This is a genomic window from ANME-2 cluster archaeon (assembly GCA_019429385.1).
Classification (GTDB): Archaea; Halobacteriota; Methanosarcinia; order Methanosarcinales; family Methanocomedenaceae; genus Methanocomedens_B.
In genome coordinates this window covers 129,117-146,160 of the sequence record JAHYIS010000002.1, presented here as the reverse complement: position 1 = coordinate 146,160, position 17,044 = coordinate 129,117, and the positions used below count along the sequence as shown (strand labels likewise).

Here is a 17,044-nt window from a genome sequence, read left to right as displayed (position 1 = left end):
ACTTCCTTCTCCAATACACTTTCTGGTTTTTCATTTATACAACCAGAAAGAAAAATCATACTAACAATCAGAATACAAATTATCAACAATTTCTTCATTTGAATCATCTCACAGAAATTTATAATTTGAATTGTTAACTCGTTTATAGAGTTTTCTATTTAGCTATGTCTATGATTTTAAACCAAAAAGATGCGCAGTTCACCCATCCCGCAGTCACTATACCCCGGACTTAAGTCACAGGGCCTGTAGTAACCCCCAGCATGGCGATTGTCCCTATTGTCCGGCACTTGTATCATCATAGTCTTCCTATTGAATCCTTTATTTCATTTATAATGTTACTGTGTGGGTAAACCCACTGGCTACAATATTTAACAATGCAAACAAATATAACTGTTTCGGTTATTCGGTATGTAAAAATCGATATCCCAGTGCATCACAGCATGAACCTGAGATTCATACCATCAACACACCCAACATTCAAAAAACCTCAACTATAACACAACCCTTATATCAGTTAACACCGTTAACTCACTAGGTGAAAATAAAAATGAGGGATCGTTTTTGTCGTCAATAACCCAGAGTTAAATGCACAGCCATATGAACAATTTTCTTCAAAACAGATTGAAGAACTCCCACCTTCTGCCAAACTGGTCTTTAAGGTGCTGGAATACAGCGGCCTTCTGACCCAAAAAGAAATTGTCCGGGAAAGTTACCTTCCACCCAGGACAGTACGATATGCACTGTCCAGGCTCAAGGATGAAGGTTTCCTGGAAGAAAGATTCTATTTCAAAGATGCCAGGCAGAGCCTCTACGGGATCAGGGATGCACTACCTGTTGCTCCAACCGCGACATTGGAGGCCATGGCGATCTGACCGTCCACTACGTGCCCGGTAACGGGCACACACGAACATACTATATTTATATGTCCTGAAACCAATACCTTTTCCGTCAATTCCCGGAGGGTATCCCAGGTCTAAACGAATCGCACTTATCACTGATGATTTTACCATATTCCAGTCCATACTGGAGGTAACAAAATTCAGAAGTATAGACACCCTGGTGCTCTCTTTTTCAGACCCCATCCCCCCGGATATAGGTTCGGTCATCACATCAGCCAGCGAATCAGGCAAGATCGATTTTAATTCTGACAAAATCGTCATCTTTAGCGAGAACGCCGAATCAACCGTCAATGCAGCACTGCAGATGCTCAACAGCAAGAACGGGAAAGGCCAGATCATCATCGGTATAGACCCTGGCAAGATCCCGGGTGTTGCTGTGCTGAAAGATGACATGGTGATAGCAATATACCGCATACCCCCTCGTCAGGTCCTGGGTGTGGTCAAACAGGTACTTGAAAATTACCCGCCCGAAAACAGTATCGTCAGAATAGGGCATGGAGCACGGCTGGTCAGTGCGCATCTGTCCAATTCCCTCCTTGACCTTGGAGTGCGGGTGGAACTGGTTGACGAGACCGGGACCACACCTGCAATGGGTCGCGGGGTACACGGCTCTGAGATCTCTGATATCATAGCAGCCATAAATATCGCCAGGCTCAAAGGCATTCCACCGGGCATACAGGACCTTGAACCCTCAATTGGTGAAATAAAACGCATACAGGAAATGAGCCGAAACCTATCTAACGGCAAGGCCAGCATACCCCGTGACCTGGCACGCAAAGTAGCAAAAGACCAGCTTACCATAGAAGAAGCCATCAGAATGCATGAACGTACCTCAACGGACTAACTGATGGTCGCGCCATGTGTCGCATACTGGCAGTCACAATCCCTCTGTTCCGGCAATAACGCGACTGCGTCCAGGATAACGGTACGAAGCAATTCCTGTTGTTTATCCAGCATATCCAGGACTTCATCTGCAGTCAGTTTCTTGCCAGCAAAACCGCAAGCCCGATTCGTAATTATGCACAGTGTCGCATAGCATAGCCCCAATTCCCTCGCAAGGACCACTTCAGGCAATCCCGTCATACCCACAACATCCCCGAAGGACTGCAGCATCCGTATCTCGGCCGCAGTCTCGAACCGCGGTCCTTCGGTGCACACATACACACCTCTCTGGACCGCAAGACCGCGACGTTCCAGTGCATCAGTGAGACATTTCCCTATCTCGGGACAGTAGGGTTCGGTCATATCCACATGGACGGTCTCCTCATCAAAAAAAGTATTGACCCTTGACCTGGTCAGGTCTATAAAATCATTCGCTACCAGGAAACTCCCTGGTGGATGGTCGCCCATGGTACCCACCGAATTGGTGGCAATCACCCGCACGGTACCCAGTGCTTTTGCTGCCCACACATTTGCCCGGTAATTGAGACGGTGAGGCGGCAGATGTTCCCCCCTGGCACTACCACTATTTGCATGCCTCCCGATCAGGGCCAGTGCCAGTTCCCTGTCATTATGGGAAATAGTTCCCTGTTTTGCCTTCACTATACCGTACGGTGTGGTAACTTCAATATCCCTGAACCCATATTCTTCAGGACGAAAACCCACCCCGCCGATAAGAACGGCATCGATGTCATGCTGTTTCCGGAGTGGCATCAGAAGTCCTTGTTGATATCCATATACCTATAAGCGATACGACCACTGTTCCCACTATCGAAAGCACAAGAAGGTTACGTCCTGTGTCGGACGAGACGAAATACTCATCAACATTTGAGCTCATGGAAAGAATGAAGGTGCTGGTACCCCACATCAGCAGACCCAATGAGAACATAAAGAAAAGGTAGGGCCAGTTGCGTTTATAATTCTTCCCCTCTAAATGAGTGTCCACCATACGACCAATAGAGGCGATCCACCCCGCAGCTACATACCACCAGACTATCTGGTTGATGAATACCATGAACAGGACTATAATTCCTACAAAAATATCTGTACGGGTATAGAACTCCCAGAATTTGATGGCACCAAAGATCGTGCCTGCCAGAGTGAGTATCAATGCTACCGAGTAGGTGATGAACGAGAACTTCCCTGATACCAGGGAATGTTTCAACTGTGATTTGAACTGTTCAAGGGCATCATCAAACCCAAAACCGCGGTACAGCATATATACACCAACAGCACCCAGAATGGCTGCCCAGGCGTATTTCGGGTCACCGGCAAACAGGAAGATGGAATATATGAGGGCTGCCAGTCCTATGGGTACAAAGAAGGTGTGTGATATCTTCGGGTCATCAAAAGCCGTTTTCAAGAGGTAATAGGTACTTTCCAGGTTCTCACTCTGCTTGACAATGACCCTGTGGACCCCGTCAACCTTGATCCTGGATTCCAATATTGGCAGCACTGATTCGTCCTCAGCCCCGTCCGAGACCAGGATGATACTTCGCGCGTTGTATTTCTTTAATATCTCATCCATCTGGTCCGCTATTTTCAGGTCTGAGATCAAACCAACATCACGGTCGCCTGCAATTGAAATAATTTCAACGTCAAGTTCTTCTTCCTTGAGCTGGTCATACAACTTGACACCCGCAAATATAGTGTTGGTATCTGAATCTTCGGGGTCGGCGATGCCAAGTTTACTTGCCACTTCGAGATTTTTTACCCTGCCGACCACCGGGCTCTGTTCCCCGGTTTTGAACCCGATATCATCATCCCTGTCAATGCAGATAATGAGTTTATCCATAGAGTTACTGGCCTCATCAATATATTATTAAAGGAGATATAAAAGGGTTCTGCAAAACCGAAATCAAGAGATTAATCGTATTTGATCCTGAACGGTCCGGTTTCTCCTGCTGGCTCTTCCCAGTCTGCCTGCACATTGGTAACATTAGCATGTACCGGGCCTGTCTGGCACCAATGTATCATCTCGTTCACCTGTGCAGAAGCACCTTCAAATACCGCTTCTACGTTACCATCCATACGGTTCTGGACCCAGCCCTTCAATCTCAGTTCCAATGCCTTTTCCTGCGTATGTTGCCTGAAATAAACACCCTGCACCCTTCCTGTGATCAAAACATGGACTCTGGTTATTGTCATGGTGTAAATCCTTTTATATACGAATATGTATTGATATAAATATTCTATTATGAATTATTACATAAACCCGGCATCATGACAAAAGAAAAATTGATTAACCAGGCCATTGTCATCTTACAAAAAAGCGGCCATACAATCTCAGATCGCTGTAATATCAGGCCACGGAGTTTTGATATCGCAGCGGGAAATGATGATGTACTGCTGCTTATAAAGGTACTCTCCAACGTGGACGGCCTGAAAGAAGACACTGCACAGGAGATGCTGCAGCTGTCGGAATACCTTGATGGAACTCCATTAGTTATCGGTGAGAAGAGCAGGGACCATTCCCTGGAATCAGGTGTGGTCTATTACAGGTACGGCATACCTGCCATTAACATCGACACCCTGTATGATTATTTCGTGGAAGAAGTACCTCCCATAGTATATGCTGCTCCGGGAGGGCTCTATGTGAACGTGGACGGTCACGTATTGCATGAGATGCGTTTGTATTCAAACCTCTCCATCGGTGCCCTGGCTTCTGAACTGGGGGTGTCCAGACGGTCTATCAGCAAATACGAAGAAGATGGTATGGACATGTCAGTTGATATGGTGATACGGCTTGAGGAAATGTTCAATCAGGCAATAGCCATTGCAATCGATTTTCTTAATGTTGATAACAAAGCACTGAAAAATAGGACAAATCCGGTTGAAACAGAACCCGGCATAAGTATAAGATCAATATTATCGAGTTTGGATATGGATGTCATGCCTGTGTCGCAGGCACCCTTCAATGCAGTCTCATTTGAGCACACGAACAGCAGTAAAAATAAGAACATGCCCATTATCCTTACTGGATTTAGCGATTATACGAGTGCAATGGTAAAAAGAGCAAAACTGATGAGCAGTATCTCAGAAGTTACAAAAGCTCAGTCAATGTTCATTGTAAATGGTGAGTGCAAGACGGAATGTGTGGATAATACCGTGCTTTTGAAAAAATCCGAAATTGAAGAAATGGAAGACTTCAATGACCTTATTTCATTTATCTACGAAAAGGTTGACAGAGTTAAATGTGCGTGACCATATAGATAAAAATTTATAGTGCTTGTTGCTAAACACTTCACTAGTGTGGAGTGAAAAAAATGGAATCTTTTGCAGTGGTAAGGGCCGATAGTGCTACGAAAGTAAATACTGCCTTACTGGATCTGAGGAGATATGGCAGGATGGTGTTCTCAGACGTACCGAAATACATAACTTCGGATTATGCAGATGAAATACTCACTGAAGTCCTTTGTACACAATTAAGGAACAAATGCCGTTCAGCCGCCGTGGTTCCCCTTAAAACCATCCCAAGTGTGGCCATAGGAAATCTATCCAGGATACATCCACCGGCACACATTATCATAATCAGTCCCAAGTACGATATTTTTGAAGAGCTCAAGTCTGATATTGCCAGTTTCCCAAGGTTCGAGGTCGGGAAAAGCATGCCTCCGGAAGAGAGTGAACAAACGGTCTATGAAGCCATAGCATAGTCCTGTCCTTACCCGATTGGAAGATTATTATGAACGCAGGATGTGGTCAGCCAGTACCAGAGCCATCATAGCTTCAGCCACAGGTACGATCCTTGGCGGGATTGTAGGGTCGTGCCGTCCTTCTATGATTATTTCGGTTCTGGACATATCAGACATATCCACGGTATTCTGTGGCCGGGCGATGGACGGTGTGGGTTTGACCGCGATCCTGCAAATAATAGTCTCTCCGCTGGAAATGCCACCCAGGATGCCTCCGGCATTGTTGGTGGAACATACCACCCTGCCATTTTGTATATCGAAAGGGTCGTTCATCTGGCTGCCTGTCATGGTGGCTGCGGAAAAACCCGCCCCTATCTCCACGCCCTTAACAGCACCGATTCCCATCAGGGCCCCTGCCAGGTCAGCGTCCAGTTTATCGAACACAGGTTCACCCAGTCCTGGCGGTACACCGAGTGCCAGTATCTCAACGACCCCGCCAACACTATCCTTTGCTCCCCGGGCCTGTTTGACCCGTTCAAGCATAAGTCTGGCAGCTTCGGGGTCGGCACAGCGTACCGGATTTGATTCCACAATGGATCTGATGTCATCCACCGTTACCGGTGAAGCCCTGATACCGCCCAGTTCGATTACATGGGCCAGTATTTCAATCCCATGACGTGCCAGTATCTTCTTTGCAACGGCACCGGCTGCCACCCGCCCGATCGTTTCCCTGGCAGATGAGCGTCCACCACCCCTGTGGTCTCGTATGCCGTATTTCACCTGGTAGGTATAATCGGCATGACCGGGGCGTGGCGTGTTCTTAATTCTGTCATATGTGCTGGAGTCAGCGTCCCGGTTCCTGACCAGCATGGCAATGGGCGTGCCTGTGGTCTTACCTTCGAACAATCCGGATACTATTTCGACTTTATCCTCTTCCTTACGGGGTGTGGAAATCTCGCTCTGGCCCGGACGCCTGCGGTCCAGTTCATGCTGGATGTCAGCTTCTGAGAGTTCCAGTCCGGGGGGGCAACCGTCAATGACCACGCCAACAGCGGGACCGTGGCTTTCGCCCCAGGTTGTGATTGAAAATGCTTTACCGAAGGTGTTGCCCATCATGGTATTCAGATATGTGGTTTATATATATAAACGTAGATGAACCGATACTGTGGTAATTAATCGGTACAGGTTCCTTTTATAGTAAACCAGGTACTATATTGACATATACCCTATAGGGGAGTAATAATACAGATGAGAAGCATGATTGGAAAAATTGACGATGAAATCAATGAAACTATCGAAGTACTGAAAAGTTTCGATAGTATCCACAGTATTATTCTCTTCGGCTCAAGGGCAAGAGGTGTTCAGGGAAAAGACATAGACCTCTGCATAATTCCTTCAAAAGAACTGGACCTGCGTGAACGGTTATCCATAGAATCCATTGTACCCGATAATGTCGACATCTCTGTTTTTTTTGACTTACCAATACATATCAGAAAAAGGATATTTGAGGAAGGTCACGTGTTGCATACACGAGAAATGTACTATGTGTTAACGCTTTTAAAAGAAAATGATTTTGAATACAGCGATTACAAAAGACACAGGGAATACTACAACAGTGCGATGAAGGAACGCATGAAGAAAAAGGTCAGTAAAAATTGATTTAACATTGGATATTGAACGAATAAAGGACAAATTGAATGAACTTCAAAGTTACCTCATTGAACTTGAAGAAGACCTTCCGGATATAATGGATGATTATCTTGTGCAAAGAATTACCAGGAGGGCATGTGAAAGTACATTTCAGCTTGCGTGTCAGGATGTGCTGGATATTTGTAACTTGATAATTGCTGGAAAAGGTCTTACGCTTCCTAAAGATAACCGGGACGCGATAAGCAAGCTAACCGAGAACAAGATTATCCCTGAAAAACTATCGCCAAGATTGCAGGACATGATCAGCTTCAGGAATCTCCTTGTACATAGATATGGTAAAGTGGATGATAACCGGGTTTATGTGCATCTGAAGGAAGAAACTGATGACCTTTACAGATTTATTGAAGTAATTGAAGAATTTATCGAATCCTGAATAGAGATTATTACTCATCCCCAACACCCACCAATCCTAAAAATATCTCCTCAAGGTCAGATTCCTCAACAGACACATCAGTGATACTCCCCCCGTCGTTGACGATATCCCTGACCGCGCGGTTCATTTCATCCATGTCCCTGATTGTCTGTATCTGTGTGCTCCCCCCGGATTCGTACGTAATGCTGTATGTGGTGGTCCCGTACTGCTCCTTTAATTCAGCGATCGTACCGTATGCAGCAACAATCCCACCTTTCATAATAAGGACCCTGTCACAGATATTTTCGACCTGCGCCAGGTTATGTCCGCTGAATATAATGGTCTTGCCCCTGTCTTTCATGGTCCTGATAAAGCCGATGATATAATGGGCTGTCTGGGGGTCAAGCCCTGACGCGGGTTCGTCGTATATAAGTATCTGAGGGTCATTTATCAGACTTCTGGCAATTGCCACCTTGCGTTTCATGCCTTTTGAGAACGTTCCCAGCCGCTTGTTACCTTCCTTAAGGTTGAGTTGTTGAAGCAGCTTGTCGATACGTCTGTCAGCTTCCTCCTTCCCTATATCGTGGATAGCTGCAAAGAACCTGAGATAATCCCGTGTCTTCATGTTCTCGTACAGGGGGGAATCTTCCGGCAGGTATCCGATGATTTTTTTTATAGCGATATTGTCAATGCTTACAACCTGCCCGTTCATCAACGTCTGTCCCTGTGTGGGCGGGATAAGACCGCTTATCATCTTCAGAGTAGTGGTCTTGCCAGCGCCGTTAGGCCCTATGATGCCAAAGACTTCGCCTTTGCCTACCTGGAAATCGATACCGTCAACTGCCCTCTGGCCATTATAGGTCTTGATAAGTCTTTTTGCGGTTATCACAATCCGGTCTTCCATTTCATATCTCCGGAAATGTATGCTGGAATAAGTGAACAGACTATGATGGCATGTATATTAATGGTATTATCCACATGATTTATTTCAACATAACAAAAATCTTTACCAAGCTCAAATCAACTCGAGTACTTACCGCTGTACTGTTGGGAAAACCAGCCCTTATTTCCACAAACGTATGGATAATTCGGTAAGCTTTGCAATATCAGGTATCACTCTCAGCTTATTCCCACATACGTATGGATAATTCGGTAAGCTTTGCAATATCAGGTATCACTCTCAGCTTATTCCCACATACGTATGGATAATTTACCGTTGAGGTCATCTAAGCCTGATGTTCCAGACCTTACCATTTTTCACAATAACGACCTTATCTTCCCTTGCAAGCCACCCAATCGCCATAGCAGAGATGTTTGCATCAAAACCCAACTCTGCAAGGCCAGTTTTAAGCTTTGTTAGGCTTGTATCTCCTTTTACCAGTTCGTTGAATGTGGCACCTGCCGCTTCACCGATTCTTGATGTAAATTCCTCCATGGTATCCCTCCAATCCTAAGTCAGGTTCCTGTAACTATATTCAGTATTCTTTGCGATGGTCTTCCAGTTATACCTGGTCTTGACCAGCTTATTGCCGTTCAAACCCATGATTTTACTTGATGACTCCGAACCGTCAAGGGAATAATTAATCCCCCACGCAATCGAATCCGGAGTCTGATAACTCACAATTCCGTTGGAAAAATTATCTACAAGGTGGACGGCATTCGTTGCAATAACAGGTTTGCAGGCATCCCACGATTCAAGGACCACTATCCCGAATGGCTCGTTCCGGCTGGGTACACAGGTCATGGTGCAGGCATTCATCCAGCTGGAAAGTGTCTCATCAGGTGCATAACCAAGGAAATGACACGAATCATAAACTCCCAGGGCACGGGCCATATTTTCACAATGCATTCTCATCTCACCTTCGCCTATAAACACGAACTGGGTATCCCAATGCTGCTGTAATACCTTAGGCACAGCCTCGACCAGCATATCAGCTCCTTTCTGGTAACTCATGCGTCCGGTAAAAAGCACTACTGGAGCAAAAGGATGGATACCATGTTGTTCTTTTACCTTCCCGGCATCCACCTTCTTCTGGATCTTCCCCGGGAAGATACCGTTGGGGATAACGGATATTTTATCATCTGGTATGTGGTAGATATCCTGGACCTCCTGTTTGAACTGGGGTGTGGTAATGATGACATTTGAAGCTTCATATCCTCCCAGCCATTCCCTGTGCGATATTGCATGTGATTCCCATGATGAACTGAACTGGTTGCCACACCTGCCCCACTCAGTGCTGTGAAAGGTCATTGCAAAGGGAAGATCATAGTGCTGCTTGATACGATTGAGTGCATTGACCGGATGCCAGTCATGACCGTGAATAATATCAAAATCCCCGAAGGTCTTTTTGACCTCCCCGAACTTCTCGTACATGGCATCGCACATTGCATCCATCTGGTTTACAATACTGCCTGAGATATCATGGTCGCACCGCTGGTAGTGTACGCCGTTTATTTCATCATATTCATTGCAACTACCACGGCGGGTAAAAATATGCACTTCATGTCCTCTCTTGGCCAGAGATTCGGCAATCTCAGTAACATGCGGTGCTATACCTCCTACTTTAATAGAGTAGAGACTCTCCCATGAGAACATTCCAATTCTTAAAGATTCCATTACTTAACTCCCATTAACTATCCTTTCCCCCAAAAAAGGAATAGTTACGATTATTATAATGTCATATTGAATAATAAGACTTGTGCTCACTTAATCCCGGTGATGTTTCTCAGGTCTGCTGCTGCCTGTTCCGGAGCCATGGTATTGATGAAGATACCGGTATTTTTCTCAAAACCTGCAACCGTTGTGAGTACTGGCTGGATGCGCAGGTTCAGGTGATAAGGTCCAGGACCCTGGAAGAACAGGTAATTATAGGACATTTCACCCAGCAGTCGTCTATATTTTCTCATCACTTCCCTCAAAATGATTCCCAGCGACCCAAGAACGATTTCCGGACATGCGACAAGGTCTGGTACATGCTTAAAAGGCAACAGCCAGACCTCGAAGGGGAACCTTGAACTAAAAGGCGTGAACGCAACCCAATCCCTGTTCCTGGTCACCAGTCGTGGAGATCCGCATTCGGTTCTGGCAATCGTGCAATACGGGCATTTATCAAGATGAGCCATGACATCCAGTTCCTGTTGAAGTATGGGAGGTTGTACCGGCAGGGCGATCAATTGAGAATGAGTATGTTCAAGGGATGCACCCGCACTCTTGCCCGAATTCTTGAAAAGGGAGACATATACGATACCTCGTTGAGAACGGTAATATGCAACGCGGTCCCGGTATGCACGCATGAGAAGCCCAATCTCATCGTCTGTGAGATCAGGTAATGTCTTGCTATGTAGTGGAGATTCCACAATGACTTCATGGAATCCGTATCCGTTTTGAACCTGCCATCCTTCCTGTTGCCGCACTGATGATGCTTCAAACGGGACTGCATCTTGACTCAAAGCAGGGTATAGATTCGGAATACAACGTATCTGCCACTCTTTTACACGCTCTCCATCATCATCCTTAAGCACCTTTCCGGCCCGGTAAACTGCATTAGCAGGCGGTGTCTTATCTTCATTACCACCACAGAACGCACAATCCGTTATACCTGATAGTTCAGGTTGCGATACAAAATCCGAAGGTCTCCTGCCACGTTCTGCTGCTATGATACAGTATTCCTCTAAAAAATAATGTTTTCTCAGTTCAGGCATTTATTATCCCTTCATAGATCTTCAAGGTCTTTTTTGCAATACTGTTCCAGGAAAAAGTATCGAGTACACGCTGGCGTCCGTTCTTCCCCCAAAGTCTGGCAACATCGCGGTCATGTAATACCGTATTGATACCCCATGCAATATCTCCGGGGTCAATTGGGTTTACATGCATGCCTGTGGGTCTGCTCGCTGGTGGGGTTATCACTATCTCCCTAAGCCCGCTCACACCCCGGGCCCCCGCAACCACAGGTTTCTCCATAGCCATAGCTTCGAGCGCTACTATACCAAAAGGCTCGTACAGGCTTGGAAAAACGCATACATCTGCCATTGCATAATGGTGTATCTTCGAGATATCGTCTAAAAATGATGTATTGATAAAAACATGGTGGTCAAGACTATATTGTGTTATCATATCCCTTATCAGACCTTCCTGCGTACCGCTCCCAACCATAACCAGTCTGGCCGCTGGGTTTGATTCGATTACCTCTGACATTGCCTTGACAAGTTTATCAGGCCCCTTCACCTGTTCCAGCCGGCCCAAAAAAAGGATGACCGCATTATCCGGTGCTATATTGTACTGCTTACGTGTTAATGATAGTTGTCTTTTATCGATATGTGATGGGGCGAATGTCTTTGCATCGATGCCGTTATGGCATACGTGGACCTTTCCAGGGTCAGCGCCCATTGTTATCAGTTCATCTTTCATAGCATGCGATACGGTGATCACGGTATCAGCAAGCTGTATCCCCATCATCTCAAAGGAAACAAGTTGAGGATTGGGAGAACCCAGCGAGCGTCCGGCTTCTGTACTGTGAATATGGTAGATGATGGGAATCCCGGTATCTCTTTTAACAGACAGGGCTGCCGGAAGCCCGAGCCAGTCATGTGCTATGCATATATCTATATGTTCAGTTTCCATCAGGTCTTCCAGCAGATGTGCAGATAAATGATTGTAACTGATAAGGTCGCATAAAAAATCAATGCCGCCTTCCCCCCACCTATCAAGTGTATCTGGTGAGGCAAAATGCCTGAATGTATCGACACATGAGACTGACCGGGGCCTGTACACCTCAATCCCATCCATTGTTTCCTGTAATGGCAATTCTTTGCCATTGTTAGGTGTGAATATCCATACCCTGTGCCCCATTTCAACACATTTGGCTGACATACTGGTCACATACGTACCAAGGCCGCCAAATATCCTTGGTGGAAATTCTATGCTTACAAAAGCTATATTCAACGATTCCTCTCCCTCTACCGTTCATTGAACGGATTTTATCCCGGTCAATATTTCATAATAACGTTTGGCAGGCATGTTCCAGTTCATTTCCCTGGCCAGTTGAAATGCCTCCTGGCATAACAGATTATATTTCACTTTATCCTGGATATACGTGCTCGTGAAATAATCCATTGCAAGAGCATAATCCACAACAGTCTCGTTGGGTGAGATATTGATATTGTCCACCACCACGACCCCTCCCATACCCACAACAAGCCTCTTGAGTGTTTTCAAAGCATCACTGAACCCGCAAACCCGGCTTACAATGCTTGGAGTAGCCTGTGCTCCGGCTTCAAGTCCGGTCAACAGGAACGGGTCGTACTTTGAAGGGAATATCCCTGCAACACATCCAGACATTAATTCCGCAGAGGTCATGTTCAATCCACCGTCATTGGGACCTATCCACTGTGGATACAGGCACGCTGCGACAGACCGCGTATTCCGGGATAGGTTTTCGCACTGGAGATTGCGCTCCTGTATCATCTGGTTAAGCCTCAGTTCTTCACCATCCAGTATTTCAACAGGCAGGTTTATCGGAAAACCTTCCTGCAGACGGGACATGTTCTTCGGGCCGTGGGCTGTGATAAGTAAACAGACTACCTTTACATCATCGTCCATGGTGCCACTAAGAATATGGTTCTTGATCAGCCTGTCGTGCACCACAAGTGCATCCAGCAGGTCAGGATATCCCTTATTCTCAAGCTCGATCCTGGATATGGTAAATAGGGGAAGTATCTTTTCAGGGTCAATCTTCTCTCCATTGAAATGTTTGTAGAGATTATCTGACAGGAACTCCTGTATCCTCTTGCGGCACAATTCTTTATTATCCCAGTCCATGCTTCCTTCAATGGTTTCAATACCATTGCGCACAAGTATTGAATCGATACCATAGAACAGGCGCACTTCTTTTCTCGTGGAATCACCCACTGCGGTCACAGCATCAGCATATGATGCCAGTGATTCCAGTTTGGCAAATGCTTCATTGACCCCTGTATCGAAACGCGCGTCATTATTCTGTATCTTGTTTATGGCACGGTACCCTGCTGTACGACCCGGTATCGTGGCATGGAAGGTAGCCACGGTCCTGATAGGCAATCCCATCTTTTCAAGCCGTGCAATAGTATAGAATACCCCGAATTCATGGCAATGGAGGGAAACAGATACGTGTTGAGTAAGGGAAAGGGCGAATTCAGATATGGCTTCATCCTGGTATTTTTCGGCATCCTTTTCTTTCAAGGTCAATAAAATACGTATGAATTCAGATATGGCAAACGAAAGATTAAGGTAATGAGTATATTCTGTTGCACACCCCGTGGTCTCGTATTGTAAGGAGTTCAGTTCTATCAGTTCATAAGCTTCTCTTTTCACCTTGTTGGAAAGCGTCATCTCCTGGCCATTAAACAATGTAGAGATTGTATTGAACATACAGGTATCAAAAAGAATATACAATATCTCATAATTTCCAATCATCCTGGAACTTGTCATGAATTTTATGCCGTTTTTTTCCAATTCCCGCAGGACCGTTTCCAGCTCACCATCCAATTCAACTTCACCATAACCAGACAGGTCAGTTATCCTGTCAAGTCCTGTGTTCCAGTCCGCACCACTGAACCCATAATACGGGCCTGCCACGATAATCCTGGTATTGTTGACCTGGGATATCTCTCCTGAATCCAGAAGTCTTGCCATAGTGACAGCTTCGGAATCAATTACGTTCCAGATTCCGCCCATTTTATTTGATATTGGCCCCGCTTCTTCCCCAGCCAGAATTATCCAGTTCTGTCCACCCGCCTTTTCGCCAATATTTTCTTTTGAGACCATTAATTTCACCTGCTTTTAAAATGGTTTTCAGGATATGAGATACATAGGTACATACTGGTTCAGACACGGTTCAGACAATAATCTGAGTCTCCTCACACCCGACCCCACGGTTTAACCTATTTTAAATGTTATAAATGCAGGACTATAAAGGTATCTATAATGAAAACTATTCAGCCACTGATAAATAGAAATATTCTCCCTGATTAACCAGATCTATATTTGAGACTGAATATGACACAAACAAAATCAATAGATATATCCTCATTAACTCCCTGATTAATAAAGAGGAAATTGAGTATGAGGTCGGTCATCATATGTTTCCAGGTACATCATCCCTATCATACCAGATGGTACCTGCCCCGGGATGGCCATACCCGCGAACTGGACCTGGACCTCTATTTCGACATGCAAAAGAATTTCGAATCATTTTCAAAATTGTGGAATACATCATACCTTCCCACCATCAATGCATTGCTTACTACTATCAGGAAATATGATAGTAAATATGCTGTCAATCTATCAGGGATATTTCTTGAACAGTGCCGCTGGAACCCCGAGATCACGGTCTCGTTCAAAGAACTGGCATCCACCGGCAATGTAGAATTCATCTGCAGCCCATATTATAATTCCATCAGTTCCCTTTTTAAAAATGTGACTTTTTTTAAAGAACAGGTCATGATGCATAAAAATACCATTCAGCAATTATTCGGTATCGATACGACTATCTTCATGAACTCTGACCTGCTCTGCACTCCAACTATTGAATCACTGTGTTGTACAATGGGATTTGACGGAATGATCACGGAGGGGGCAAGCAATCTACTCAACGGGCGCCAGCCCACAGGTGTGTTTACCAATAACACCCTGGCCGTGCTGACAAGACATATAGACCTGAGCGAGGACATCGAAAAGCGGTTTTCCACACAAAACTGGGTTGGTTATCCCCTCAATCCCGAAAAATTCGCTTCATGGATACGTAACATGGATGGAGATGTCACCCTGTTGTACATCGACTGTGCCACCTTCGGAGGACACCATAATGCAGGAGCCCCTATATTTGATTTTCTTGAACAGTTACCATTACACCTGGAAAAAAATGACATCGACCTGATAACGCCTTCCGAGGCCATTCACCGTTTCGATGCAGTGAAATTGCCGGGTTTACAGACCGAAAACCTGGTAAAGTACGGCATGTCAAACCTTCTTGGCAATCACATGCAGCATATGTATTTCCATGAACTGAATGAACTGGGGCACTATGTTGAAAAGACCCGGGACCCGAAGTACCGGGAACTATTCGGCTATCTCCAGCAGGTGGATATACTATCATCCATGAACTCACACAACACTCCCATGTCCTTTGAAATGGCAGTAAATAATTTCTCGATACTATCTGATTTTAAAAGACGCCTCATCATGGAGGGAGCATGAACGCTCAAAAATCGGTGTGCATCTATTTCCAGATGCATCAACCCTACCGGCTTCAATGGTTCTGGCCAGGCCGGACAGAAGGATTTGACAGGTATTTTGATGCTGCAGCCAACGAGCGCATCTTCGATAAAGTAGCACATAAATGCTACCTTCCCGCCAACGAGCTTCTTCTCGGGCTCATTGACGAGCATAAAGGAACGTTCAGGTTTAGCGTATCGGTGACCGGCACTCTGCTCAGCCAGTGCGAACGCTGGGGACCGGATGTGCTGGACGGCCTTCAACAAATGGCGGCGTCCGGTAGCGTGGAATTCCTGGATGAAACGTATTACCATTCCCTGTCCAGTTTATTCGAAGATAAGACCGAATTCATAGAGCAGGTCCAGGAACATAGGGATACGGTCTATCAACTGCTGGGATGCAAACCGGCAATTTTCCGCAATACTGAACTCCTGTATAACAATTCCATTGCAAACACCGTCAAATCGATGGGATATAAAGGCATCATGGCAGAGGGAGTGGACCATGTGCTGGGCTGGAGGTCTCCTAATTTCGTGTACCGGGCAAAGGACAGTGACCTGGGTGTGCTTATGCGCAACTACAAATTGAGCGATGATATCGGGTACAGGTTCTCTGCCAGGTGGTGGAGCGAATACCCTCTGACTGCAGACAAATGGGCGTCCTGGGCATCTGCTGCAGATGGAGACGTAATTAATATCTTCATGGATTACGAGACATTTGGGGAACACCAGTGGGAAGATACCGGGATATTCCATTTTCTCAAGGCACTCCCGCGCGAGGTACTTGCCAGGAAGCTCAGGTTCGATACACCATCAGAAGTGCTGGAGCGGTTCAAACCTGTTGGTGAGATAGATGTTGGTGATTTTTCGACCATCTCATGGGCAGATATGGAACGCGACCACAGTGCATGGCTGGGTAACGATATGCAAAGGAGATGTTTCCAGGAACTGATGCTGCTCGAATCGCATGTCAGGCAGACCTGCGACCCTGAACTGATCCGGATATGGAAACACCTGTTGACATCTGACCATTTTTATTATATGTGTACCAAATGGCTGGCTGACGGAGATGTACATTCCTATTTCAGCATTCATTCATCTCCTTATGATGCGGCAGTGAATTTTATGGCAATTATTATGGATTTCAAGACAAAGGTGTTCGAAAGACTGAAGCAATCCTTGCTGAGCCAGGATTGACCCGGGTATATGGTCTTTTAAATTACCTGTTATAACCAAAGCAAACCAAAGTTGATAGTATA

At 45.6% G+C, this 17,044-nt stretch carries 18 protein-coding genes; 8 read left to right on the top strand and 10 right to left on the bottom strand.

Features of this window, described 5'->3' with window-relative positions:
- Positions 1-554 precede the first annotated feature (554 nt).
- Positions 555-872, top strand: coding sequence for a MarR family transcriptional regulator (locus K0A89_01710; GenBank protein MBW6517207.1), 318 nt, complete (start codon positions 555-557; stop codon positions 870-872).
- 187 nt (positions 873-1,059) lie between these two features.
- Entirely contained in the window at positions 1,060-1,743 is a 684-nt protein-coding gene (locus K0A89_01705) for a hypothetical protein (protein MBW6517206.1), read from the top strand.
- On the opposite strand, the gene K0A89_01700 is transcribed toward K0A89_01705, so the two are convergent.
- The 3 genes from K0A89_01700 to K0A89_01690 all read right to left on the bottom strand — a co-directional run bounded on the left by K0A89_01700 (position 1,740) and on the right by K0A89_01690 (position 3,986).
- Positions 1,740-2,552: an MTAP family purine nucleoside phosphorylase gene (locus K0A89_01700; protein ID MBW6517205.1), complete on the bottom strand. Its 813-nt coding sequence runs from the start codon at positions 2,550-2,552 to the stop codon at positions 1,740-1,742. The genes K0A89_01705 and K0A89_01700 overlap by 4 nt on opposite strands.
- Positions 2,530-3,633 (bottom strand): DUF373 family protein, encoded by a 1,104-nt coding sequence (locus K0A89_01695; protein ID MBW6517204.1) that lies wholly within the window; start codon positions 3,631-3,633, stop codon positions 2,530-2,532. The genes K0A89_01700 and K0A89_01695 overlap by 23 nt, the downstream gene beginning before the upstream one ends.
- A 71-nt stretch (positions 3,634-3,704) precedes the next feature.
- Complete coding sequence (locus K0A89_01690) at positions 3,705-3,986, bottom strand: acylphosphatase (protein MBW6517203.1); 282 nt, start codon at positions 3,984-3,986, stop codon at positions 3,705-3,707.
- A 75-nt stretch (positions 3,987-4,061) separates the two neighbouring features.
- Here K0A89_01690 and K0A89_01685 point away from each other — a divergent pair, with 75 nt between their 5' ends.
- Both K0A89_01685 and K0A89_01680 read left to right on the top strand, forming a co-directional pair.
- Positions 4,062-5,042 carry a transcriptional regulator gene (locus K0A89_01685; GenBank protein ID MBW6517202.1) on the top strand — a complete coding sequence of 327 codons (981 nt, stop codon included), beginning with the start codon at positions 4,062-4,064 and terminating at the stop codon, positions 5,040-5,042.
- Between the two features lie 62 nt (positions 5,043-5,104).
- On the top strand, positions 5,105-5,494 hold the full coding sequence (locus K0A89_01680; protein MBW6517201.1) for a DUF356 domain-containing protein: 390 nt from the start codon (positions 5,105-5,107) through the stop codon (positions 5,492-5,494).
- Between the two features lie 27 nt (positions 5,495-5,521).
- Here the strand turns inward: K0A89_01680 and aroC are convergent, their stop codons facing one another.
- Positions 5,522-6,589 carry a chorismate synthase gene (aroC, locus tag K0A89_01675; protein MBW6517200.1) on the bottom strand — a complete coding sequence of 356 codons (1,068 nt, stop codon included), beginning with the start codon at positions 6,587-6,589 and terminating at the stop codon, positions 5,522-5,524.
- A gap of 132 nt (positions 6,590-6,721) precedes the next feature.
- Between aroC and K0A89_01670 the strand changes: the two genes are divergently transcribed.
- Positions 6,722-7,132, top strand: a complete 411-nt coding sequence (locus K0A89_01670; protein ID MBW6517199.1) for a nucleotidyltransferase domain-containing protein — start codon at positions 6,722-6,724, stop codon at positions 7,130-7,132.
- A 7-nt stretch (positions 7,133-7,139) separates the two neighbouring features.
- A complete protein-coding gene (locus K0A89_01665; protein ID MBW6517198.1) occupies positions 7,140-7,556 on the top strand; it encodes a DUF86 domain-containing protein in 417 nt (138 codons plus the stop codon).
- Positions 7,557-7,566: 10 nt separating this feature from the next.
- Here K0A89_01665 and K0A89_01660 read toward each other — a convergent pair whose 3' ends face one another.
- The 6 genes from K0A89_01660 to K0A89_01635 all read right to left on the bottom strand — a co-directional run bounded on the left by K0A89_01660 (position 7,567) and on the right by K0A89_01635 (position 14,247).
- A complete protein-coding gene (locus K0A89_01660; protein ID MBW6517197.1) occupies positions 7,567-8,439 on the bottom strand; it encodes an ABC transporter ATP-binding protein in 873 nt (290 codons plus the stop codon).
- A gap of 318 nt (positions 8,440-8,757) precedes the next feature.
- Positions 8,758-8,970, bottom strand: a complete 213-nt coding sequence (locus K0A89_01655) for a winged helix-turn-helix domain-containing protein (protein MBW6517196.1) — start codon at positions 8,968-8,970, stop codon at positions 8,758-8,760.
- A 15-nt stretch (positions 8,971-8,985) separates the two neighbouring features.
- Complete coding sequence (locus K0A89_01650; protein MBW6517195.1) at positions 8,986-10,152, bottom strand: glycosyltransferase family 4 protein; 1,167 nt, start codon at positions 10,150-10,152, stop codon at positions 8,986-8,988.
- Between the two features lie 86 nt (positions 10,153-10,238).
- A complete protein-coding gene (locus K0A89_01645; GenBank protein MBW6517194.1) occupies positions 10,239-11,237 on the bottom strand; it encodes a DUF4921 family protein in 999 nt (332 codons plus the stop codon).
- The gene (locus K0A89_01640) at positions 11,230-12,477 is read right to left on the bottom strand and encodes a glycosyltransferase family 4 protein (protein ID MBW6517193.1); all 1,248 of its coding nucleotides are present in this window, start codon (positions 12,475-12,477) and stop codon (positions 11,230-11,232) included. Before K0A89_01640 ends, K0A89_01645 begins: the two co-directional genes overlap by 8 nt.
- A gap of 21 nt (positions 12,478-12,498) precedes the next feature.
- A complete protein-coding gene (locus K0A89_01635) occupies positions 12,499-14,247 on the bottom strand; it encodes a glycogen synthase (GenBank protein ID MBW6517192.1) in 1,749 nt (582 codons plus the stop codon).
- Positions 14,248-14,634: 387 nt separating this feature from the next.
- On the opposite strand from K0A89_01635, the gene K0A89_01630 reads away from it, so the two are divergent.
- Together K0A89_01630 and K0A89_01625 are read left to right on the top strand one after the other, a co-directional pair.
- Positions 14,635-15,768 (top strand): alpha-amylase, encoded by a 1,134-nt coding sequence (locus tag K0A89_01630; GenBank protein ID MBW6517191.1) that lies wholly within the window; start codon positions 14,635-14,637, stop codon positions 15,766-15,768.
- Positions 15,765-16,982, top strand: coding sequence for a glycoside hydrolase family 57 protein (locus K0A89_01625; protein MBW6517190.1), 1,218 nt, complete (start codon positions 15,765-15,767; stop codon positions 16,980-16,982). The genes K0A89_01630 and K0A89_01625 overlap by 4 nt, the downstream gene beginning before the upstream one ends.
- Positions 16,983-17,044 lie beyond the last annotated feature (62 nt).